11 protein-coding genes and 1 tRNA gene are annotated in these 23596 nt (G+C 68.0%); 1 reads left to right on the forward strand and 11 read right to left on the reverse strand.

Features of this window, described 5'->3' with window-relative positions; genetic code table 11:
• From KY501_RS47960 to KY501_RS47985, 6 genes are all read right to left on the reverse strand, one after another.
• Positions 1–11670, reverse strand: a complete 11670-nt coding sequence (locus tag KY501_RS47960) for an Ig-like domain-containing protein (RefSeq protein ID WP_224371991.1) — start codon at positions 11668–11670, stop codon at positions 1–3.
• A 492-nt stretch (positions 11671–12162) separates the two neighbouring features.
• Positions 12163–12753, reverse strand: coding sequence for a thioredoxin family protein (locus KY501_RS47965; RefSeq protein WP_224371993.1), 591 nt, complete (start codon positions 12751–12753; stop codon positions 12163–12165).
• A gap of 91 nt (positions 12754–12844) precedes the next feature.
• Positions 12845–15085 carry a protein-disulfide reductase DsbD family protein gene (locus KY501_RS47970; protein ID WP_224371995.1) on the reverse strand — a complete coding sequence of 747 codons (2241 nt, stop codon included), beginning with the start codon at positions 15083–15085 and terminating at the stop codon, positions 12845–12847.
• 177 nt (positions 15086–15262) lie between these two features.
• Positions 15263–16066: a hypothetical protein gene (locus KY501_RS47975; protein ID WP_224371997.1), complete on the reverse strand. Its 804-nt coding sequence runs from the start codon at positions 16064–16066 to the stop codon at positions 15263–15265.
• A 4-nt stretch (positions 16067–16070) separates the two neighbouring features.
• Positions 16071–17315 carry a vWA domain-containing protein gene (locus tag KY501_RS47980; RefSeq protein ID WP_224371999.1) on the reverse strand — a complete coding sequence of 415 codons (1245 nt, stop codon included), beginning with the start codon at positions 17313–17315 and terminating at the stop codon, positions 16071–16073.
• 283 nt (positions 17316–17598) lie between these two features.
• The gene (locus tag KY501_RS47985) at positions 17599–17760 is read right to left on the reverse strand and encodes a hypothetical protein (RefSeq protein WP_224372001.1); all 162 of its coding nucleotides are present in this window, start codon (positions 17758–17760) and stop codon (positions 17599–17601) included.
• Between the two features lie 393 nt (positions 17761–18153).
• Here KY501_RS47985 and KY501_RS47990 point away from each other — a divergent pair, with 393 nt between their 5' ends.
• Positions 18154–20313: a heterodisulfide reductase-related iron-sulfur binding cluster gene (locus KY501_RS47990; RefSeq protein WP_224372003.1), complete on the forward strand. Its 2160-nt coding sequence runs from the start codon at positions 18154–18156 to the stop codon at positions 20311–20313.
• 43 nt (positions 20314–20356) lie between these two features.
• On the opposite strand, the gene KY501_RS47995 is transcribed toward KY501_RS47990, so the two are convergent.
• The 5 genes from KY501_RS47995 to KY501_RS48015 all read right to left on the reverse strand — a co-directional run bounded on the left by KY501_RS47995 (position 20357) and on the right by KY501_RS48015 (position 23410).
• Entirely contained in the window at positions 20357–20971 is a 615-nt protein-coding gene (locus KY501_RS47995; protein ID WP_224372005.1) for a hypothetical protein, read from the reverse strand.
• 127 nt (positions 20972–21098) lie between these two features.
• A complete protein-coding gene (locus tag KY501_RS48000) occupies positions 21099–21578 on the reverse strand; it encodes an ankyrin repeat domain-containing protein (protein ID WP_224372007.1) in 480 nt (159 codons plus the stop codon).
• Between the two features lie 105 nt (positions 21579–21683).
• Positions 21684–22643, reverse strand: coding sequence for a TolB family protein (locus tag KY501_RS48005; RefSeq protein WP_309243058.1), 960 nt, complete (start codon positions 22641–22643; stop codon positions 21684–21686).
• A gap of 105 nt (positions 22644–22748) precedes the next feature.
• Complete coding sequence (locus KY501_RS48010) at positions 22749–23276, reverse strand: non-proteolytic archaemetzincin-like protein (protein ID WP_224372011.1); 528 nt, start codon at positions 23274–23276, stop codon at positions 22749–22751.
• Between the two features lie 60 nt (positions 23277–23336).
• Positions 23337–23410: transfer RNA gene (locus KY501_RS48015), tRNA-Gln, on the reverse strand.
• Positions 23411–23596: the final 186 nt, after the last annotated feature.

The following is a 23596-nucleotide window of genomic DNA, read 5'->3' on the forward strand; positions in this document are numbered from 1 at the left end:
TCAGCGGCCGGGCAGCACGCCCAGCAGGCTGAAGCCGCCGTTGACGACATCCACCAGGCCATCGCCGTTGACGTCCGCGAGCGTCGCAGCCTGCGCCTGGTCCGTCGAGCCCCAGATGGAGGGTGCGGAGAAGCCTCCGGCGCCGTTGCCGCGCCAGATGATCACCGCATCCACGCCCGGCGCCGACACGGCGATATCCGCCCGCCCGTCTCCATCGAAGTCGGTCGCCTGGATCCACTCCGGAGCAACCGACGGAGCGCTGAAGCTCAGCGTCGCCCACACGGTGGAGTCGAAGGTGCCATCGCCCCGGCCCTTGATCACCTTCACGTCATACACGCCCGTGCTGGCAGTGACCGTGACGGCGAGGTCCGGCTTCCCGTCCCGGTCAAAGTCCGCCGTAGCGAGCGCCACGCCAGCACCAGACAAGCCCTGGGTCTTCGCCGGGGTCACGAAGCCGCCGGCCCCGTTACCCAGCAGCACGCCCACTGCGGCGGAGCTGGCGTTGTTGGTCACCGCCACATCCGGCCGGCCATCCAGGTTGAAGTCGGCGACGACCTCGGACTGCGGCGCACCGCCCACAGTGTTCGTGGTGTAGTTGGCGAAGGTGCCGCCGCCGGTGTTGAGGCGCAGGTACACGGCATTACCACATGCGAGCAGGTCCGGGGCTCCGTCACTGTTGAAGTCCACCAGCAAGGGGCTCCGAGGTGCCACGGGATAGGTGAGGTCCGTGGCCAGCTTCGTCAGGCCCCCGTTCCCATCTCCCAGCAGCACGGAGATGCTGGGCGTGGAGGAGTTGTTGTTGGTCACCACCACGTCCGTGTTGCCGTCGCGATCGATGTCTCCAGTGGTAGCGAAGCTGGGGGCAGTACCCACCGCGGGAGCCGTGGAGGACAACAGGAAGTTGCCCGTACCGTCTCCGAACAACAGGCTCAGCTTGTTGGTGGAGCGGTTGGTGGTCAGCACATCCGGCTTGCCGTCCTTGTTCAGGTCCACCACGGTGACACCGCGGCCAGTCACCGCCCCCGACACCGACTGCAGCGGGTAGGCCGTCGGGCCAGGCAGGCCAATGCCCTTGCTGCGCAGCACGAAGACGCGGTTGTCCGCGGTGAGGGTTCCCACGAGGTCGGGCAACCCATCTCCGTCCACGTCGCTGCCCACCATGTCCACGATGCCCGTGCCCGTGGCGGTGGAAGAGCCAATGGTGAACCGCCCGGTCCCCAGGCCCTTGAGCAGGATGACGCTCACATCGGTGTTGTTGCCCGCGATCACGTCCAGCTTGCCATCCTGGTCGAAGTCTCCGACGACGACACCGCGCGGGTCCTTGAACTCGGGGGTGCCCGGGTTGGCGGAGGTGGTGGCGGCGGAGCCCAGGGTGCCATCGCCCGCGCCCAACATCACGCTCACCGCGCCCACGCTGCTGGGGTTGCCCACCACGACGATGTCCGGCTTGTTGTCCCCGTTGAAGTCTCCGGCGCTGATGGCTCGTGGCGCGTAGCCCGCCACGGTGTTGCCCATGCTGGTGAAGGCCGTGCTGGAACGGCCGCCGTTGTTGCGCAGGGCCGTGACGCTGCTGCCGCCAAAGTTGGCCGTGGCGATGTCCGGCTTGCCGTCTCCGTTGAGGTCCACCACCACCAGGCTCTGCGGGGAGACACCCACGTTGAAGTTGAAGCTGGTGGGGAAGGTGCCATCTCCGTTGCCATACAGCACCGTCACGTTGCTCCCGGTGCTGTTGGCGACCACCAGGTCCAACTTGCCATCCAGATCGAAGTCCGCGGTGGCCATCCCCTTCGGCCCGGCGCCCGTGTTCCACGTGGCCGGAGTGCCGTAGCCGCCCGCGCCGTTGTCCAGCAACACGCTCACGGTGTTAGCGCTCTGGTTGGCGCTCACCAGGTCCAACCGCCCGTCGCCGTTGAAATCTCCGGTCGTCACGCCCTGCGGGTTGAGCGCGGTGGTGCCCAGGGACACGGTGGTGAAGGCGGAGAAGCTGCCATTGCCGCGGCCCTTGGCGACGGCCAGCGCGCTGGCGCCCGCCGTGGTACCGCCCACGGCCACCACCAGATCCGGGCGGCCGTCTCCATCCAGGTCCGCCACCGTGGAGGCGGCGGGCGAGGGGCTCACCTGCAGATGGAGGCCCGCGTTGAGCGCAGCCTCGCAGCGATCAGCCTGCATGCTCAGCAGCACCGCCACACCGTTGCTGGCCGGGCGGACCGCCACGATGTCCTGACGGCCGCTGCGGTCGGCATCCAGCACCACCACCGAGGTGGCGGGGCCTCCCGCGGGCGTCACTCGCGGCGTGGTGTTCAGCGAGCCATCGCTCTTGCCGGACAGAATGAGCACATCGCTGCCCACGCCCGTCACCACCACATCCCGGTTGCTGTCCTCGTCCATGTCCACCACGGCCAGCCCCGCGGGCTGACCACCCGTGGTGATGGCCGTCTGCAAGGAGAAGGTGCCATCCCCGTTGCCGCGTGCGACACGCACCGTGCCGCTGGCACCCAGGGCCGCCACCACATCCGGACGCGCATCCTTGTTCAGGTCCGCCACGGAGTGCGCTGTCACCCCCGCGCCCATGCCCAGCGGCGTCACCGCGCCGAAGGTCCCCGAGCCGGTGCCCAGCATCACCTTCACGTCCTGCGTGGGGTCCACGAAGATGAGATCCAACCGGGCATCAAGGTTGAGGTCCGCGGTGGCGATGGCCTGCGGCGAGCCGCCCACGGTGGTGCGAGTGGGAGCGCCGAACACCCCCGCCGTCGTAGCCAGGGCGACCTCCACGGTGCCCGCCGTGCTGGTGGCAATCAGGTCCACCTTCCCATCGCGGTTGAAGTCGCCCACCACCAGGCCGGCCGCGGGGCCCTGGAGCGTGGTGGCCACGGTGGCCGCGCTGAAGGTGCCCGTGCCCGTGCCCTTGAGCAGGTACACGTTGCTGTTGGAGGCACCGCCGGTCAGCACGTCCATCTTCCCGTCTCCATCCACGTCCCACACCACCAGGGCCGAGGAGGGGAATCCCACGGTGACGGGCGTTGCGGCTGCGAACGAGCCGGCGCCATCACCCAGCAGAACCTGAAGATCATTGGAGGTGGCGCTGCCCACCACGATGTCCGTCTTCCCGTCATTGTTCAGGTCCGCGCGAGCCACCAGGCCCGGCGCGGTGCCCGCGGGCACGAGGCCCGGTGCGGCGAACTGCATGCCGTTGGCCATGACGACACCGTTGATGTAGCCGCTGCTGGGCAGCGCGCCCTGCACCTGGGCGGTGATGCGCATGCGGATGGTCGCGGTGGACGAGGGTAGATCCGCGGTGCTGTTCCAGAGGAACGTGTGCGTGACGCCGGTGGGCGAGGTGGCCACGCCCTGCACGCCCGAGCCGGTGGAGGAGCCCGCCTGGGTGGCGCGCTTGAAGACGCCGTTGTCCTCGTACTCGACAATGACGTCGGCGCGAGAGGAGGCCGCCTGGGTCAACGTGTACTGGAGCGTCGCGCAGCTCGAGGCCGTGCTGCCCACCAGCACCGGGTTGATCACCTGGGCGGGAGGCCGCAGGAAGGTGACTGTGGCGATGCCCGTCTTGCCCGCGCCTGTGGCGGTCACCGTCTTGACGCCCGTGACGGTGGAGCTCAGGCCGGCGATGCGCTGGCCGTTGACATCCGTGTTGCCGTCTCCCGGGTTGAAGATGTTGCCCGAGCCCGTCGCGGTGAAGGTGATGGCCACGTTGGGCACGCGGTTGCCGAAGGAGTCCTCGACGGTGGCCGTCAGCGTCGTCTTGTCCGTGCCGTTGGCCTCCAACTGCGTGGGCACGGCCACCAGGTTGAGGGTTGAGACAGGGCCCGCCACGAAGGTGACGGTGGCGGTCGGCAGCGTGAGCGAAGCCGCCGTGGCGTCGACGTTCTTCACCTCCGCCGTGGTGGAGCGCAGCTTCGCGACGAACTTGCCATCCGTGCCGGAGGTGCCGCTGGACGCAGTGAGCGTGTTGTTCACGCCCGAGACGGCGAGGACCACCGACTGATTCGACACCGGGTTGCCGTAGGAGTCCTTCACGGTGACGGTGATGGTGGCCTCGGCGACGTTGTCCGCCGCCAGACTGGCGGGAGCCACCGTGAGCGTGGAGGTCAGCAGAGAGGGTGTGCCGGCGATGACACTGAACAGCCCACTCACGCCATCGCTCAGGCCCACCGAGGTGGCCCGCAGCGAGTAGCCGGTGCCGGCCTGCCGGACGAACAGGTCATCGAAGGTGGCCATACCAGCGACCGCCGCCCGAGACACGGTGCCGCCCAGGGTGGCGCCGCTGGACGTCGGTTCCACTGCGAGCGCGATCGTGGCGGTGGAGCCGGTCGCCCGGTTGCCCTGGGCATCGAGCACCTCCACCTGCACCGAGGGCACCATCGTCTGCCCGGCGCCCACGGCGAGGGGCGGCTCGGTGTGGAAGCGCAGGCTCACGGGCGGGCCGGGGATGAACGTCACCTGCGGCTGCTGCGCGATGGGATTGCCGTTGAGCGTGGCGGAGACGGTCTTGATCTCCGCCATGATGGACTTGAGCGTGGCGGAGAAGGTGCCATCCGCGGCCGTGGGGCCGCTGGTGCTCGACAGGATGTTGTCGCTGCCCGTGACGGCGAGGCTCACCGCCTGGCCCGACACCGGGTTGCCAAAGGCATCCCTGACGGTGACGGTGATGGTGGTGAAGTCCAGGTTGTCGGCGGCGACGGTGCTCTTGCTGAGCGTGACGGTGGTCTGCGGGAGCGACGGAACATCCGCGACGATGTTGAACGGGTTGCTGACGGCGGACGTAAGGCCCGGAGCCGTGGCGCGCAGGGTGTAGCCGGTGCCCGCCTTCTGGATGAAGAGATCGCCAAAGCTGGCCACGCCCGAGGCCGTGATGCGAGTCCCAGTGCCTCCGAGCGTGGCGCCGCTGGACGTCGGCTCGAGCACGAGCGTCACGCTGACGTTGGGCGAGGAGACGCGGTTGCCCTGGGCATCGAGCGCCTCCACATCGATCGCGGGCGCCAGGACCTGCCCCGCAACCGTCTGCGTGGGCGGCTGGGTGACGAAGGCGAGCTTCACGGCGGGGCCGGGGACAAACGTCACCTGCGGCTGCGGAGAGACGGCCGTGCCATTCACGGTGGCGGAGATCGTCTTGGCCTCGGCCTTGGTGGACTTGAGCGTGGCGCTGAAGATGCCATTCGTGCCCGTGGAGCCGCTGGCTGCGGACAGCGTGTTGCCGCTGCCCGTGACGGTGAAGGCCACGGCCTGGGCGGACACCGGGTTGTCGAAGGCATCGCGCACGGTCACCGTGACGGTGGTGAAGTCCGTGTTGTCGGCGGTGACGGTGTTCTTGCTGATCTCCACGAGGGTCCTCGTGAGATCCACCGATCCGGCGACGATGTTGAACGGGGTACTGACCGCATCGGTGAGGCCCGTGGCGGTGGCGCGCAGCGTGTAGGCGGTGCCTGCCTTCCGCACGCTCAGGTCACTGAAGCTGACCAGGCCCGAGACCACGGCCTTCGTGGTGGTGCCGCTCAGGGTGGCGCCACTGGCCGCCGGCTCCAGCGCCAGCATCACGCTGAGCGTGGACGAGGTGACGCGGTTGCCCTGGGCATCGAGCACCTCCACCTGCACGGCGGGAGTCATCGTCTGCCCGGCGCCAGTCTGCGCGGGCGGCTGGACGACGAAGGCCAGCTTGGCGGCGGGCCCTGGCACGAACGTCACCTGCGGTTGCGCCGTGGCAGCCGTGCCATTCACGGTGGCGGAGACGGTCTTGACCTCGGCCTTGATGGACTTGAGCGTGGCGGTGAACGTGCCGTTCGTGCCTGTGGTGCCGCTGGTCGGCACCAGCGTGTTGTTGGTGCCCGAGGCCGTGAGGGCCACGGCCTGACCGGACACCGGGTTGTCGAAGGAGTCCCGCGACGTGACCGTGATGGTGGTGGAGTCCGTGCCATCGGCCGTCACCGTGGCCTTGCTGACCTCCACGAGGGTCCTCGAGAGATCCACGGGCCCGGCGGTGATGTTGAAGAGCGAGCTGACCGCATCGGTGAGGCCCGTGGCGGTAGCGCGCAGCGTGTAGCCCGTGCCCGTCTTCTGCACCTTCAGGTCGCTAAAGCTGGCCACGCCCGAAGCGAGCGCCTTGGTGGTGGTGCCACCAAGCGTGGCGCCACTGGCCACCGGCTCGATCGCCAGCGTCACACTGAGCGTGGATGAAGTGACCCGATTGCCCTGGGCATCCAGCGCCTCCACCTGCACGGCGGGAGTCATCGTCTGCCCAGCGCCGGTCGACGTGGGCGGTTGGACCACGAAGGCCAACCGGGTGGCAGGACCCGCAACGAACGTCACCTGAGGCTGCGACGAGACCGGAGAGCTGTTCAACGTGGCGGAGACGGTCTTGACCTCGGCCTTGATGGACTTGAGCGTGGCGGTGAACGTGCCATTCGTGCCCGTGGTGCCACTGGCCGCCGATAGTGTGTTGCTGGTGCCCGACACAGCCAGGCCCACCGTCTGGCCGGACACCGGGTTGTCGAAAGAGTCCCGCGACGTCACGGTGATGGTGGTGGAGTCCGTGCCATCCGCCGTCACCGTGGTCTTGCTCACCTGGACGAGCGTCCTCGTGAGGTCCACAGTTCCGGCGGTGATGTCGAAGGCCGTGCTGACCGCGTCCGTGAGGCCCGCGGAAGTGGCGCGCAGCGTGTAGTTCGTGCCCGCCTTCTGCACATTCAGATCACCGAAGCTGGCCAGTCCCGCAGCCAGCGCCTTGGTGGTGGTGCCTCCGAGCGTGGCGCCACTGGCCACCGGCTCCAGCGTCAGCGCAACATTGGCGCTGGCGGAAGTCACCCGGTTGCCTTGGGCATCCCGCGCCTCGACCTGTACCGCAGGCGCCAGCGTCTGTCCGGCCACCGTCTGAGTCGGCGGCTGGACGACGAAGGCCAATTGGGTGGCCGTGCCTGCGACAAACGTCACCTGCGGCTGCGGAGAGACCGCCGTGCCATTCACGGTGGCGGAGACGGTCTTGCTCTCCGCCTTGGTGGACTTGAGTGTGGCGCTGAAAGTGCCGTTCGTGTCCGTGCTGCCGCTGGCCGCTGACAGCGTGTTGTTGGTGCCCGACACCGTCAGGCCCACAGCCTGGTTCGAAACCGGGTTGTCGAAGGAGTCCCGGGACGTCACGGTGATGGTCGTGAAGTCCGCTCCATCGGCCGTCACCGTGGTCTTGCTCACCTGGACGAGCGTCCTCGTGAGGTCCACAGTTCCGGCGGTGATGGCGAAGGCCGTGCTGACCGCGTCCGTGAGACCTGCTGAGGTGGCGCGCAGCGTGTAGTTCGTGCCCGCCTTCTGCACATTCAGGTCACTGAAGCTGACCAGACCCGCAGCCAGCGCCTTGGTGGTGGTGCCTCCGAGCGTGGCGCCGCTGGCCACCGGCTCCAGCGTCAGCGTGATGTTGGCGCTGGCGGAAGTCACCCGGTTGCCCTGAACATCGAGCACCTCGACCTGTACCGCAGGCGCCAGCGTCTGTCCGGCCACCGTCTGTGAGGGTGGATGGACCACGAATGACAGCTTGGAGGCCGTACCTGCAACGAACGTCACTTGCGGCTGCGGCGAGACCGCCGTGCCATTCAGCGTGGCGGCGATCGTCTTGACCTCGGCCTTGATGGACTTGAGCGTGGCGCTGAACGTGCCATCCGCGACCGTGTTGCCGCTGGCCACCGACAACGTGTTGCCGGTGCCAGACACCGTCAGGCCCACAGCTTGGTTCGAAACCGGGTTGTCGAAGGAGTCCCGCGACGTCACGGTGATGGTGGTGAAGTCCGCGCCATCCGCCGTCACCGTGGTCTTGCTCACCTGGACGAGCGTCCTCGTGAGGTCCACAGTTCCGGCGGTGATGTTGAAGAGCGTGCTGACCGCATCGGTGAGGCCCGAGGCGGTGGCGCGCAGCGTGTAGCCCGTGCCCGCCTTTTGCACGTTCAGATCGCTGAAGCTGACCAGACCCGCAGCCAGCGCCTTGGTCGTGGTGCCGCCGAGCGTGGCGCCGCTGGCCACTGGCTCGAGCGTCAGCGTGACGTTGGCGCTAGCAGAAGCGACCCGGTTGCCCTGGGCATCCAATGCCTCCACCTGCACGGCGGGAGTCATCGTCTGCCCAGCGCCGGTCGACGTGGGCGGTTGGACCACGAAAGCCAACCGGGTAGCCGTGCCCGAGACGAACGTCACCTGCGGCTGCGACGAGACCGGAGAGCTGTTCAGCGTGGCGGAGACGGTCTTGCTCTCCGCCTTGGTGGACTTGAGCGTGGCGGTAAACGTGCCATTCGTACCCGTGGTGCCAGTGGTCGGCGCCAGCGTGTTGAAGGTGCCTGACACAGCCAAGCCCACCGTCTGGCCGGACACCGGGTTGTCGAAGGAGTCCCGGGACGTCACGGTGATGGTGGTGAAGTCCGCGCCATCCGCCGTCACCGTGGTCTTGCTCACCTGGACGAGCGTCCGCGTGAGATCCACCGGCCCAGCCGTGATGTCGAAGGCCGTGCTGACCGCGTCAGTGAGGCCCGCAGCTGTGGCGCGCAGCGTGTAGCCCGTCCCTGCCTTCTGCACATTCAGATCACTGAAGCTGACCAGCCCAGAAGCCAGCGCCTTCGTCGTGGTGCCACCGAGTGTGGCGCCACTGGCCACCGGCCCCAGCGTCAGCGTGACGTTGGCGCTGGCGGAAGTCACCCGGTTGCCCTGGGCATCGAGTACCTCGACCTGCACCGCAGGAGCCAGGGTCTGTCCGGCCACCGTCTGCGTGGGCGGTTGGACCACGAACGACAGCCGCGAACCCGAGCCCGAGACGAACGTCACCTGCGGCTGCGGCGAGACCGCCGTGCCATTCACGGTGGCGGTGATCGTCTTGACCTCGGCCTTGGAGGACTTGAGCGTGGCGCTGAACGTGCCGTTCGTGCCTGTGTTGCCGCTGGCCACCGATAGCGTGTTGAGGGTGCCAGACACCGTCAGGCCCACAGCCTGGTTCGAAACCGGGTTGTCGAAGGAGTCCCGAGACGTCACGGTGATGGTCGTGAAGTCCGCTCCATCGGCCGTCACCGTGGTCTTGCTCACCTGGACAAGCGTCCTCGTGAGATCCACCGGCCCGGCGGTGATGTCGAAGGCCGTACTGACCGCGTCGGTGAGGCCCACGGAAGTGGCGCGCAGCGTGTAGCCCGTACCCGCCTTCTGCACATTCAGATCACTGAAGCTGACCAGTCCCGCGGCCAGAGCCTTGGTGGTGGTGCCTCCGAGCGTGGCGCCGCTGGCCACCGGCTCCAGCTTCAACGTGACGTTGGCGCTAGTCGAGGTGACGCGGTTGCCCTGGGCATCGAGCACCTCCACCTGCACTTCAGGCGTCATCGCCTGCCCGGCCACCGTTTGCGCGGGCGGATGGACGACAAACGCCAGCCGCGAACCCGAGCCCGAGACGAACGTCACCTGCGGCTGCGGCGAGACCGCCGTGCCATTCAGCGTGGCGGAGACGGTCTTGACCTCGGCCTTCGTGGACTTGAGCGTGGAACTGAACGTGCCATCCGAACCCGTGTTGCCGCTGGCCGCCGACAGCGTGTTGCTGGTGCCCGACACCGTCAGCCCCACGGCCTGGTTCGAGACCGCGTTGTCGAAGGAGTCCCGGGACGTGACTTTGATGGTGGTCGAGTCCGTGCCATCGGCCGTCACCGTGGCCTTGCTGACCTCGACAAGAGTCCGCGAGAGGTCCACCGGTCCAGCGCTGACATCGAACACCGTGCTGACGGCATCGAAGAGGCCCGTGGCGGTGGCGCGCAGCGTGTAGCCCGTCCCCGCCTTCTGCACATTCAAGTCACTGAAGTCGACCAGGCCCGAAACCAGCGTCTTCGTCGTGGTGCCGCCGAGCGTGGCGCCACTGGCCACCGGCTCGAGAACAAGCGTGACGTTGGCATTGGCCGAAGTGACGCGGTTGCCCTGGGGGTCGAGCACCTCCACCTGCACCGCGGGCGCCAGGGTCTGCCCGGCCACCGTCTGCGTGGGCGGCTGGACCACGAAGGACAGCCGCGAAGCCGTGGCCGAGACGAAGTTCACCTGCGGCTGCGGAGACACCGCCGAGCCATTCAGCGTGGCGGAGACCGTCTTGAGCTCGGCCTTGGTGGACTTGAGCGTGGCGCTGAAGGTGCCATCCGAGCCCGAAGTGCCATTGTCCGCCGACAGCGTGTTGCTGGTGCCCGACACCGACAGCCCCACGGCCTGGCCCGACACCGGGTTGTCGAAGGCGTCGCGAGACGTGACCGTGATGGTGGTGAAGTCCGAGTCATCGGCCGTCACCGTGCCCTTGCTCACCTGGACGAGCGTCCTCGTGAGGTCCACCGGCCCCGCGACGATCGTGAACGAGTTGCTCAGCGCCTCCGTGACGCCCGACGCGGTGGCGCGCAGCGTGTAGCCGGCGCCGGCCTTCTTCACATTCAAGTCACCGAAGCTGACCGCCCCCGAGACCAGGGCCTTGGTGACGGTGCCCCCAAGGGTGGCGCCGCTGGTCGTCGGCTCCAGCTCGAGCGTGACGTTGAAGCTGGCCGAGTTGACGCGGTTGCCCTGGGCATCGAGCGCCTGCACCTCCACCGCGGGAGCCATCGTCTGCCCCGCCACGGTCTGCACGGGCGGCTGGACGACGAAGACGAGCTGATCCGCCGTCCCCGAGGTGAACGTCACCTGCGGCGTGGGCGGAGCGACGACGCCGTTCACCGTCGCCTGGATCGTCTTGACCTCCGCCGTCGTGGAGCTCAGCGTCGCGGTGACGGTGCCATCCGCTCCCGAGGTGGAACCGGACGGCGTCAGCGTGTTGTCGGAACCCGTGCTCGAGATGTCCACCGCCTGGCTCGGCACCGGGTTGTCGAACGCATCCCTCACGGTGACGGTGATGACGGTGAAGTCCGTGCCGTCCGCCACCACGCCGCTCTTGCTCACCTCGACGAGGGTCTTCGTGGGGTCCGCGGGGCCCGCGGTGACATCGAACGGCGTGCTCGTCGCGGACACGAGCCCCGGCCCGCTGGCCACCAGCGTGTAGCCCACGCCGGCGCGCGTCACTGCCAGGTCATCGAAGCTCGCCTCACCCTCCAAAGTCGCGCGCGTCGCGGTGCCGCCCAGCGTGGCACCACTGGCCGCAGGCTCCAGCGTCAGCGTCACATCCACCGGGGCCGTCACCACGTTGCCCTGGGCATCCAGCACCCGCAGATGCACGGCCGGCGCGAACACCTCTCCCGCACGCACCGAGCCCGGCGGCTGGGTGACGAACTCGAGACGCGACGCGTCACCCGCAACGAACGTCACGTCCGGGTGCTGCGTCAGCTCCACCGTCCTGTCACCACTGCCCACCACCACCGTCAGCGTCTTCGTCTCGGCCCGCGTGGAGGCGATGGAGCCCTGCGTCAAACCGCTGGAATCCGTCACGGGCGGCTGCGTCAGCGTGTTTCCCGAGCCCGTCGCGGTGAAGGACACCGCCACCCCCGAGAGCACGCGATCATTGCGGTCTCGCACCGTCACCTTCACGAGTGCCACCGACACCCCGTCCGCGGCCACCCCGGTGTCCGGTACGACTTCCACCGTCGAGTGGGTGGCATCGGGCTCGCCTCGGGTGGCGCCCACGTTCACCGGGGTACTGCCATCAATACATCCGGTGAAGGCCAGCAACAGCAGCGCGAGAGACAGACGCGTGGACACGGGGACCTCAAGACGACGCCGGGCGGAACGGCCCCGCCCGGGGGAATGTCAGCGCCCTGGTATAGGGGATCCGGGCGTTTACCTGAAGTTCTGCAATGATACTGCACACACGAGTGAACAACGGCATGCCTGCCTTACGGTTGGGCGGGCAGGCAGGTTTTGGATCCCGTGAAGGCAGATCATCGGCTCCCCCCTCCGACACCTGCCCTATTCCTCCTTTTAATGGAGGCTTCGGGGGAGCGCTCGTTTCTGACCTCGCTTCTGCACTCTGGGCCACCCAGGAGGCGTTTCCAGGATCAGAAGTACAGGTCCGCTACAGGGTGACACACGTCAGGCAGATGTGGGGAAGAGAGCCTCACGGGGCGTGGGAGCAGCGGCTCCAGGGCTCGAGAGCCGAGGAGCTCCGCGCTCACCTCGTCCGGTGGCTCGTGACTGCGGGTGACACGAGGGCCTCTGTCGAGAGGACAGAGGCCCGGACACGACAGGGACGGCTCAGCTCTTGTACTTCACGCTGCAGCCGTAGGGCTCGGTGGTGGTCTCCGTCACGGGCTGGCCGGAGAGCAGCGCGTCCAGCGCGGTCTTCACGTGGTTGGTGGCGGTGGTGCTCTTGCCGCGCGGGTCATCGTCGATGGCGCCCGCGTAGCGCAGCACACCCTTCTCATCGATGATGTACATGTGCGGCGTCGTCTTCGCGGCGTAGGTGTGACCCACCTTGCCATCGGAGTCCAGCAGCACGGGGTAGGTGAAGCCCTGCTCCTTCTTCCAGGACGTGGCGGAGGCCGGCGTCACGGAAGAGGTGGAGTCCACGGCGAGCCACACCACCTTGCTCGCGTCGTAGCCCTTCCACGTGTTCTGCATGGTCTTCGCCTTGTAGTGGCGCTGGACGAAGGGGCAGCCGGGGTTGGTCCACTCGAGGACGACGATCTTCCCCTTGTACTGGGACAGCGAGTACTCCTTGCCCGTCTCGTCCTTGAGGGTGAAGGCGGGGGCGGGCTTCCCTACTTCGGCGGTGTCCGCGGCGAAGGCGGGAACGGTGACGCCCAGGGCGGCGGTGAACGCGAGGGCGGTCAAGACACGCTTCATGGCTTTCAGCTCCTTGTTGTCTGCGGGGATGGCACGAGGGAGTCCCTCCCTCGCCGGTGAAACTGTTGTCGCCCGGAGTAACCAGCCACCCTCACGTTGATTCCGCGCTGAGCCCGGATGCCCGCCTCACGGCCTGGATGACGGTGTCCGCGGTGAGCAATTCGGGGAGCACCTCGGGGCGCTCGGGCGCGGAGGGGCTGATGACCAGGTACATGGGCACTCCGGCGCGGCCATGGGCTCCGAGCATGGCGGTGATGCGAGCATCGCGCCGGGTCCAGTCCGCCACGAAGAAGGCCACCTGATGGTGGGTGAAGGCCGCGCGCACCCCTTCGCTCGTCAGCACGGTGCGCTCGTTGAACTTGCAGGTGAGGCACCAGTCCGCGGTGAAGTCGATGAACACGGGCTGGCCGGCCTTGAGCGCGGCGGCCACGGCTGCCTCGTCCCACGGCTGGGCGGCCGACGCGGTGGAGGCGCGCGCGGTGGGGGCGGCGCCCTCCTCGAAGCGAAGGGCGAAGCCAGCGGTGGTCACCAGGATGGCCAGCGCGGCGACAATGCCCACCAGACGCCGAGTCCCCTCCGTCGCCTGCGCCAGACCGTACAGCCAGGTGCCCACGGCGACGGCCACGAGGAACGCGAGCAGCCGGGCCATGCCATCCACGCCGGCCAGCCCGCCCACGACCCACACCAGCCACACGGCGGTGCCAAGCAGGGCGAAGCCCAGCAACTGCTTGGCGCGCTCCATCCAGGCGCCCGGCTTGGGGAGCCGCTTGGCCAACCCGGGAATCATCACGAGCGCGCAGAAGGGCAGCGCCAGCCCCAGGCCCAGCGCGGTGAAGATGGCGAGCACGGTGCCGGTGCCCGCGGCGAAGGCGAAGCCCACCGCGGTGCCCATCATCGGCGCGGAGCAGGGCGTGGCCAGCACCACCGCGAGCACGCCCTCGCCCACGCTGCGAGACAGGCCGTGCGAGGCATCCACCTTGCTGGCCAGCGCCGTGCCATCAGTGCCCACGTGGAAGACGCCGAAGAGGTTGAGCGCGAAGGCCACGAGCACGGCGCAGACGGCGGAGACGAAGAGGGGCTCCTGGAACTGGAAGCCCCAGCCCACGGTGGTGCCGCCCGCGCGGACGGCGATCACCACGAAGGCGAGCAGCAACATCGTCCCGACGATTCCGCCCGTATACGCCAGGGCATGGCGGCCCACGCGTCCGCGATCCTCCTGGGCCATGCGAGTGAAGCCGTAGGCCTTGAGCGCCAGCACGGGGAACACGCACGGCATGAGGTTGAGGATGGCGCCACCCAAGAAGGCGAACAGCAGGGCCACGCCCAGGGACATCCCCGAAGCGGGCGCACCGGGCGCCGTCATCTGCGCCTGCATCGGAGCCACCGGAGCAGCCACCGACGGCGGAGCCTTCGCGGCAACAGGAACGGCCTCCACGGGAGCGAGCGGGAGATCCACCTCGACGGCGCGGTAACCGGTCTGCGCGGTGCCCAGCCGCAGCACGCCCTTGAAGCGCGGGGCCTCCTTGGGAGCATTCGCCGAGGCATCGCCCTGGAGCCGGAACCGAGCGGGAGCCTCCTCGGTGAGGTCCATGCGCTTGATTCCCTTGATGCGCTCGGGGACGAAGAAGCCGGGCTCGACGCCTTGAGGGAGCTGTCCCTCGCGGGTGGACACGGTGAGCGTCCCCGAGAAGGGCTGGCCCGTCTTCAGGCTCTGGGACTCCAGGGCGAGCGTGGCGGTGAGGTTCGCTGCCTCCAGCGTGAGCGGCACCTGGGCCTGAGCGGCATCGAAGTGGACAGAGGTCTCCGCATCGCGCACGGTCTGAGTGCCCACGGCCAGGGAGCGCGACAGGAGCATCTGCGCGGGGATGCAGCGCTCGCGGCACACGAGCGCATCCACCGCGGCCGACAGCGTGAGGCTGCCCGAGGCCTGCTCGGAGGCGCGCGCCTCGGCGAAGAGGAGCACCTCATCATGGTAGCCGTAGGTGATGATGAAGCCGTCGGGCGTGCGGAAGGTGCCGGGGAAGGGCCAGCGCAGCTCGCCCACGGTGCTGCCAGGAGTGTCCCAGGACACATCGGTGGACAGGCCCGCGTCGCCCGGGTTCTTCCAGTAGATGTGCCAGTCGGGATCCATCTTGAAGCGGACGCCGACACGGAAGGCGTCACCGGGCTTCACCTGGGAGGAGTCCACCAGCAGCTCGGTCTCCACGCGCGGCTCGCCCTCATCGGGAGCGCCGGAGCCCACGGCCGAAGCGGGCGGCCCGGCCCACGCCACGGACGAAGCCACCCACCCACACAGGAGCACTCCCCAACTCGATAGCCGCTGACGCCTCATGTGCCTCCCGTTAACCCGTCGGCCCGGCCCCTGCCACCCCTACTGTCAGGCCCCTCGCAACCTTGCTGGCAGGCAGGCATTCCCCGGGAGAGGCATGTGACACGAGCCCCCCGGGAGTTTCACCCGATAACGTGGTGACTTCTCTAAGAGGTGGGAGGTGTAGGAGACGCGGGCTGCCTAGCTGCCGCGCTGTCCGAACAGGGCCTCGAGGGCCTTGAGTTGGGTGGAGCTCGAGCGGCCTTCCAGCTCGGAGCGGCACACGGTCTTCAGCCGGGCCAGCACGCGGTACGCGGTGGCGCGAGCAAGGCCCTGTCCGCGTGCCCAATCCTCGACAGTGCCCTCCTCCATGAGGAGGTGGCGCAGGAGGAGGCGCTCCTGGGGCCGGAGCACTTGGAGGAGCTGACCGGCCAGCCGCTGGGCGTCCATGCGTCGCCGGAGCGCCTCGGGTGGATCATGCAGCCCGGATTCTTCGTCGTCCGGAGGAGTAGGAGCCTCCGGGGCATAGCGGCGCATGAGTTCGCGGAGGGCTTCAGCGGACTGGGGCCAGCGTCCGAGTTCTCCGGCATGGGCGCGGATGGCCTCCTCCACCTGGGCGCGGCTGAAGCGCTGACCCTGGGTGATGAGTGCGGGCCAGGGAGCCACCGTTGGCGGTCCGCTCACGACGCGGGCGAGCACGTCGCGCACGTGTGCCCCGAGCGCATGGGCGGCTTCATGATCCTCGCGGCCATCGGCGACAACTTGGCGGAAGCGATGGCGCAGGGCACGCGCCAGCGCATCATCGTCCATGGCGAGGAGCTCGCGCCGACGGGTGTCGTGAAGGATGTGGCGCTCGAAGAAGAGCCCGAGCAGACCGTCGACGAGCTCACCGGGAACGGTACCAGCCAGCAGCGTGCGGAGGGCGATGAAGGCGGGCTCGGAGAAGGCGCCGCTGGCCTCGAACTCGCGCAATGCATCGCGCACGGTGGCCAGCGAGGAGGTCATGCCCTCAGTGCTCCACCTTCTTCTTGGGATTCACGGGCATGCGGATCACCTGGCTGACGGAGGTGCGAGCCCCTTCGGCCTTGGCGCGGCGGACCATGAGGGCGGGCAGCTCGGCGACACGGCGCTCCACGGCGAGCCGCAGATCCGCCAGACGCTCCAGGTGGCGGCGCGCGGGCACTTCTTCCACGGACAGCCGAACGAGCTCATGCAGAGCCGCCTCGGCCTCGTTGAGCGAACGGCCAGCGGCATCGACATCACGCCGGGAGAGGGCCTTCCAAGCAGCGCCCTCGGCGGCGACGAGATCCAACTCCACGGTGACCGCGCGAACGAGCTTGCCCTGAGGGCTGTCCGGGAGGACGCGAGTCACGGGCACGGAGGGGCGACGGGTGTCTCCGCGCTCCAGGAAGGACGCCGTGACGGAGACATTCCAGTCGGCGGACGTCAGGCGGCCGGTAAAGAGGGCCCGGCGCAGACAGGCCTGGGAGATGGCACCGAGCAGGACGCTCATCGCGTCACCCTCGACGCGAGCGGGATAGCGGTGGCGGCAGCGCAGCTCGGAGAAGCCAGAGGGCAGAACGTGGACGCGAGCCTCGGAGGCCACCTCGCCGAAGAGCTCGGTGACGATGCCGGCCACGGTGGTGGGCAGGGCCTCGGCGTCATCGGCGTGGGAGAAGCCGGTGCCGGAGGGGCTGGTGAGAGCCTCGAGGATCTCCGGCATGTAGTGGCGGCCGAGGCCGAGTGCATGGAGCGTGAGCCCGGACTCAGCGACCTTCGAGCCGAGCTGACGGAAGTCGATGATGGAGGCGGGGCCGACGGAGGGCTCGCCATCGGTGAGGAGCAGCAGCTTGGGCCGGGCACCGGGGATGAGCACGCGGCGCAGGGAGGCGGCACCCAGATCCACGGCCTCATGGAGCGCGGTGCCGGAGCCCGTCTCGAGCGCGGAGAGACGCTCCGAGAGCTCGGCCTTGGCATCGGGCTCCATGGCGCGAACAGGGAGGACCTGCTCGGGCATGCCATCAAAGGCGAGCAGGCCGATGTAATCGCGCGGCCCGGCCTGAGCGACGAGGGCCTGCGCGGCCTCGACGGCAGCAACGAGAGGCGCGCCGCGCATGGAGGCACTGCGATCGATGAGGAGATTGACGGCAACAGGAGCGCGAGGAGCATCCTCATCGGCTTCCAGGGTGACGAGCAGAGAGACATCCCTGCCCTGCTCGTTGTCGCGCTCTACTGCCCAGGCCGTCAGCTTCATTCGATTCCCCTCGATGAGGGCTATTGTGCCGCTTTCCTATACATAAGGAGACAGCAGGTCCGCTCGGCGCGTCTCAACCTACTTCGTACCTCAAGGATTCCAGGGGTTTGCAGCGCCTCGCAGGAACCCTCCTGCGGCCAGAGTCCCGGAAAACGCGTGGAATCGAGCGGGAGACACCGGGGAACTCGCGGGGAGCTACGACCCGGATGGGTGCTTCGATGGAGTGCTTCGATGGCGGACTGCGGGGGCCCCCGCGCTGACACGGGCCGCGGGGGCGCTCGACCTATTCTGGATCCCAACCGCCCCAGGATTCTTCGTTGTACGTCCACTGTCGGCCGCCAGCAGTCACGGTCACCGGGAGCACCTTCTGGTTCTCTCCGTCATCTCCCAGGACGACGAAGCCCTGATTGTCATCGTCCAGATACGTCGTGTCGTCGTGCTTCATGGTGCAACCTCCGGACGCTCCGCGACGGCGGCTCGGGTAGACGGCGACAGCCGCTCGCCCCCCGGCGGGCGCCCCCCATTCGGTCGACGGAGAGCCGCACCATGCGGTGTCTCCACAACGCGTTGACCGATTTACCGGAAGGGTGGGCACGTGCTCCCAGCGTGTAAACCCGTTGAGCTACTCGCAGCCCACGCACGTCGGGCAGCGCACGGCTGGACGCCTGCTCTCGTCGAATCCCGAATGCTTGCTGGGATTCGAGGGCAAGGGTCTGGGCTTCTCACCCACCTCCGTGCTTGATTCGCGAATCAACCTTGTTAGGTTGAGAGACAGTCCTTGCCGCATCGCGGCAATGCGCCACCCGTTTTACAGGCTGCCGAGCGCCCCCGAGCCCCTATGAGCCCCATCATCACAGGCCTGCTCATCGCTGTTGCCCTCTCCGTTTTCGTCATGACCATGGCAGGCCGCGTCGGCGCCCTGCTCTCGATGAAGGGGGAGAACCGGCTCGACAACATCCCCTTCCGCGCGATGCAGCTGTTGCGCTTCGGTCTCGGGCAGAAACGCATGGTGGATCCGGAGGAGTTCACTCCGGGCCTGATGCACGTGTTCATCTTCGCGGCGTTCCTGGTGCTGCAGCTGCGCAGCCTCTCGCTGTTCGCGATGGGCTTCAGCGAGTCGGCGCTCGAGGTGCTCACGGACCTGGGGCACCCGTTCTGGGTGAACCACCCGCCGGTGCTCAACCTGTACCGCGTGTACCTGCTGGTGAAGGACGTGGTGGCGACGCTGGCGGTGCTGGGCGTGCTGTACTTCGTCTTCCTGCGCTCCAAGGTGAAGCCGGACCGCATGACGCCCTCGTGGGAGGCCTACCTCATCCTGGGCTTCATCGGCGGGCTGATGGTGACGGAGTTCGCCTTCGGCGGCAGTCACATGGTGGCGCAGAACGGCAGCTTCGTGTGGTGGGAGCCGACCACCAGCGTGGTGGGCCTGGGGATGATGGCGCTGGGCACGCATGGCGCGCACGTGTTGGGCCTGGCCGGGTTCTGGATGCACCTGACCATCATCCTGGCGTTCCTGAACTTCCTGCCGCGCGGCAAGCACTTCCACATCATCACCGGCCTGCCGAACGTCTTCTTCCAGCGCACGAGGCCCAGCGGCAAGCTGGGCACGCCGAACCTGGAGAAGGAGGAGTTCGGCACCGCCACGGTGAAGGACCTGACGTGGAAGCAGGGCATGGACCTGTACTCGTGCACCGAGTGCGGCCGCTGCCAGACGCACTGCCCCACGTACATCACCGGCAAGCCGCTGACGCACAAGGGCGTGAACCAGGATCTGAAGCACTGGCTCTGGGACCATGAGCAGTGGGTGGAGGAGGGCTACGCCCCGAGCGGGGTGAAGGAGCCCCTGCCGGAGATCATCGGCAGCGCGCTGAAGGCGGAGACGGTGTGGGCGTGCACGAGCTGCGGCTGGTGCGAGCAGGCGTGCCCGGTGTTCATCGAGAACATCCCCCGGCTCATCGACATGCGCCGCTACCAGGTACAGGTGAAGGCGGAGTTCCCGCAGGAGATCCAGCGCGTCTTCGAGGGCATCGAGCGCCAGGGCAACCCGTGGGGCATCGGGCAGGACCGGCGTGACGAGTGGGCGGAGGATCTGCACCTGCCCACGTGGGGCGATGGCGGCGGTCCGTACGAGTACCTGTTCTTCGTGGGCTGCGCGGGCAGCTACGACGACAAGCAGAAGAAGGTGAGCCGGGCGCTGGTGAAGATCATGCGCGAGGCGGGAGTGAGCTTCGCGACGTTGTCCAAGCAGGAGATGTGCAACGGCGAGACGGCGCGCCGCATGGGCAACGAGTACCTGTACCAGACGATGGCGAAGATGAACGTGGAGTCGTGGAACGGGCTGGGGGTGAAGGCGGTGATTACCCAGTGCCCGCACTGCTTCAACACCATCAAGAACGAGTACCCGGAGTTCGGCGGCGAGTACCGCGTCATCAGCCACACGGAGCTCATGAACGAGCTCCTGAAGGACAAGCGCATCAAGCTGTCGCAGGTGATGAACTCGAAGCTGACGTACCACGACCCGTGCTACCTGGGCCGGCACAACGGGGTGTACGACGCGCCGCGCGAGGTGCTGAAGGCGATTCCGGGGTTGGAAGTCATCGAGATGCAGCGCAGCAAGCGCGAGGGCTTCTGCTGCGGCGCGGGTGGCGGGCGCATGTGGATGGAGGAGCACATCGGCACGCGCATCAACCACAACCGCATCAACGAGGCGGCGCTGACGCTGCAGCACGCGGCCCAGCCGAGCACGCCCTTCCCGGATGCCACGGACAAGAAGAAGCCGGGCCAGGTGGGCGACTACAAGGAGAAGGGCGGCTCCGGCGTGGTGGCGGTGGCGTGCCCGTTCTGCTCGACGATGCTGCGCGACGCGGTGAACGACACGGGCCGCGAGGAGAACATCAAGGTGAAGGACATCACCGAGTTGGTGGCCGACGCCCTCGAGACGAAGTCCGGCCCGGCCACGGTCACTCCTGGTGCCACGGTGAGCGCCAAGCCCGAGTAACGGGCCTCAGGGCTCGGGCTCCTCGTGAAGCGAAGCGCCCGAGCTACTTGCGCTCCTTCTGCGCGAGCTCGGCCTGGATCCCCAGGGCCGCGTTCTCATCCAGGTACTGGAGCAGCTTCCACTCCAGCTCGCCGTCCCGGCTGACGCTGCGGTTCATCTGCACCGGCCCACTGGTCAGGGGCGTGCGGTCCTGCGCATTGCCCACGTACTGGACCCGGCTGATACCGTCCTCGGCGGCGGGATTGAGATCGCCCGCGGTGCCGACCGTCAGGCTGTCGGTGAACATGCTGTCGCGCGGTGTCATCGCGCCCTTGTTCCCGGTGAAGACCGTCTCCCGGAAGATGCGCACCGCGCACGAGCCGTTGTCGACCCGGAAGCCCTCCGCGTAGAGCCGAGAGGAGGAGCTGACCACGCGCGACATCGCCGTGTCGTTGCGCCACTCGGTGACGAGGATGAACTGGCTGCCGCTCTTGCGAACCCCATAGCCCTGAGCCGTCACGAGCCTGACGACTTCGGGCCACACCTGCTCCACCGGCTGGGCGTACACGTGCTGATACGTCGCGCGGTACAGCGCCTCCTGATGGCGCGCCGAGCCACAACCGCTCAACCCCACGAGCAGACCGAGGAACAGGCACCAACGCATGACGCGGTGACTCATGGCAGATCCTCCTGAGACTGCGATTCGGGGAGCTGCCCGCCGGCTCGAGACCCTGGAGCCCGGCCGCCCCAGCAAGAGAAGAACGCATGGGCCTGACATGCATATCGTCCGGCCCCCGGAGGCCTGCCTATTTGCGGCCCTTCTCCGAGCGCAGCAGCCGCGCCAGCCGCTTGGCCGGCCCGTCGTCGCCGAGCTTCTCGGCCACATACGCGCCCGCCGAGGCCATCTTGCGGCTGCGTTCGCTGGGGGGAGCGCGATCACCCGGGGGGCCGGGCGGCACATCCAGGATGCTCCCGCCGGAGGTCCTCAGCAGGGTCTGCGCCATGTCGCGCTCGTCCGACCTGGCGTGAGGCATGAGCAGCTTGCAGACCGCCGGGTGGCCATGCGCGGCGGCCATCAGCAGCGCCGTCTCGCCCATGTCGTCCGTGAGCATCGGCTCGGCTCCACCGTCCAGCAGCAGACGGACGATGTCCGCGTGGCCGGCCTCGGCGGCGACCATGAGCGGCGTGCGGCCGCGATCTCCCAGGGGGTTGGGATCCTCGCCCGCGGCGAGCAGCTCCTCCACACGGGCCTCATCACCGGCCATCACGGCATCGAAGAGGGACATCAGCTACCTCCGGGCCGGAAGCATGGCGCCTTCTCCGCACAAGCGCTAGCGGGGCCGCTCGCCTGCTCAGCGGGCCTGTGAGATACGCAGCAGGAGGACGGAGGCCTACGGGCCTCCATAGGAGGGGTCGCCGGCGCTGGGGATCAGCAACGTGCCCGAGCCCACCGTCGTCGCGGGAACACTGACCCGGTAGATGTTCGTGGTCCCGCCCGCGTTGGAGAGGAAGCCCACCTGGCTGGTGTTCATCCAGATGGGGAAGGTGTCCTGGGCACCCGGCTCACCGGGGTGATCCGTCACCCGCGAGATCGTGTTGGGGGCGCTCAGCGGCCCGACGAAGATGCGCGAGCCGCCCGATGACAGGCGTCCATCCAGCGCCACCTGCTGTCCGTCCGGAGACACCGCGGCCCGGTTCACCACCCACAGCACCTCATTGCCCAGGTCGTTGGTGATGGAGGAGACAGTACCGGTGAGGCTCACTCGCGACAGCTGGCTGAGCTGGGTGCTGGTGGAGCCCGACGGCGCGAGCACGCTCTGCCCATCCGGGAAGAACGACGGTGCGCCGAAGGAGGTGCTGGGCTGATTGGTGAGCACCTGGAAGGTGCTGCCGTCCACGTTCACCCGGCCCAGGGCGAAGTTGCCCGAGCCCCGGTTGAACGCGAAGACGATGACACTGCCGTTCGGACTGAAGGTGGGATAGCGGAAGTTGGTGCAGTTCGCGCACGCCGTCGTCCCCGAGGCGAACACCGTGGAGGGCCCGGTGCTCGCATCCGTGGGCACCGTCTGAAGCTCGAAGCCCGTGGCCGTCTGGTGCACGAAGACGACGCTGCGTCCATTGCGCGACACCGCGGGCTGGGAAGCTCCGCCGATCGTCGTGAGCCGCTTCGGGCTGTTGGGGTCGCCCGCGTCGTCCACCACGTAGACGTTCCGGTCCTCGCGGACGAAGGCGAATCCCCGGGTGAACAGCACGTTGCCACCACCCCCACCACCGCCACCATCATCGATGTCGATGGGTTCACATGCCGCGAGGCTCGCGGCCAACACCAACGCGCCGACCATCCGACTCATGCACTTCATAGGCTCCCTGCTCTTGAAGAAGGCGCCCACACTCTGGGGGCACCCCTTCGAGACGTCAACGCAACGGCCTCATTCAATGACAGGGAGGAGATGCTCCTACCGGTTGAGCTTCGCCAGCTCGTTGCGGCAGATGTTGCACAGTCCCAGCTGCTTGCGATCGCAGTCCACGGGCATCTGGGCGAAGAACATCACGCAGCGGGGATCCTCGCAGTAGGACAGCCCCAGCAGGTGCCCGGCCTGGTGCACCCCTTCCACCTGGACGCGGCGGCGGAGTTGATCCGCGTCGGCTCCAGCTCGCAGGCGGGCGGTGCTCACCACCGCGCAGTGGGATTCACGGTCCGCCTCGCCGAACACGAAGGCCGAGTCCGGTACGAACAGATCCACATCCGTGATGCCCATCACCAGGGAGTGCCCAGGCTCTTGGAGCGTCACCAGCCGCCGCATGATGGCGTTGCAGTGGTACTGGGAGCGGTCCTTGTTGAAGGCGTAATCGGGACGGGGCAAGGCCCCTTTGCTCGGCACGGCGGTGATGCCCATGTGCGTGGCGAGCGGCTCCTCGAGCTCCTTGAGCAGCGTGGGCGGCGGGCTGCCTACAGAGACGAGGAGGAGCACCTTCTGCGGCATCGGCACCACCCCCGTGTGCACGCGTCTCGGGTGGCGGAGCTACACCCCCCGAGAGCGAGGTGGCTGGGGCGCAAGGATTCGAACCTTGATAATCAGATTCAAAGTCTGACGTCCTGCCATTAGACGACGCCCCAGCATGTTCGCGTTGTCCGAGACGGGATTGTAGGCCATCCCCGTCATGGCGGGAACTTATCTCGCAATGATTGGCGACGGATCCTTCTTCCGGGGACTGACCGCCCCGCGCACCGTCCGTTCAATGGAGTACACCCGAAGCCTGCCGCCATGGCAGGCAGGCCTCGGATCGGCCCACTGCGACCAGG

The sequence above is a fragment of the Hyalangium versicolor genome (assembly GCF_020103695.1).
Classification (GTDB): domain Bacteria; phylum Myxococcota; class Myxococcia; order Myxococcales; family Myxococcaceae; genus Hyalangium; species Hyalangium versicolor.

Coding starts and splice junctions, on each gene's coding strand:
- KY501_RS47965 (WP_224371993.1), bottom strand. CDS start 12,753: ATGAAGCGTGTCTTGACCGCCCTCGCGTTCACCGCCGCCCTGGGCGTC.
- KY501_RS47970 (WP_224371995.1), bottom strand. CDS start 15,085: ATGAGGCGTCAGCGGCTATCGAGTTGGGGAGTGCTCCTGTGTGGGTGG.
- KY501_RS47975 (WP_224371997.1), bottom strand. CDS start 16,066: ATGACCTCCTCGCTGGCCACCGTGCGCGATGCATTGCGCGAGTTCGAG.
- KY501_RS47980 (WP_224371999.1), bottom strand. CDS start 17,315: ATGAAGCTGACGGCCTGGGCAGTAGAGCGCGACAACGAGCAGGGCAGG.
- KY501_RS47985 (WP_224372001.1), bottom strand. CDS start 17,760: ATGAAGCACGACGACACGACGTATCTGGACGATGACAATCAGGGCTTC.
- KY501_RS47990 (WP_224372003.1), top strand. CDS start 18,154: ATGAGCCCCATCATCACAGGCCTGCTCATCGCTGTTGCCCTCTCCGTT.
- KY501_RS47995 (WP_224372005.1), bottom strand. CDS start 20,971: ATGAGTCACCGCGTCATGCGTTGGTGCCTGTTCCTCGGTCTGCTCGTG.
- KY501_RS48000 (WP_224372007.1), bottom strand. CDS start 21,578: ATGTCCCTCTTCGATGCCGTGATGGCCGGTGATGAGGCCCGTGTGGAG.
- KY501_RS48005 (WP_309243058.1), bottom strand. CDS start 22,643: ATGAGTCGGATGGTCGGCGCGTTGGTGTTGGCCGCGAGCCTCGCGGCA.
- KY501_RS48010 (WP_224372011.1), bottom strand. CDS start 23,276: ATGCCGCAGAAGGTGCTCCTCCTCGTCTCTGTAGGCAGCCCGCCGCCC.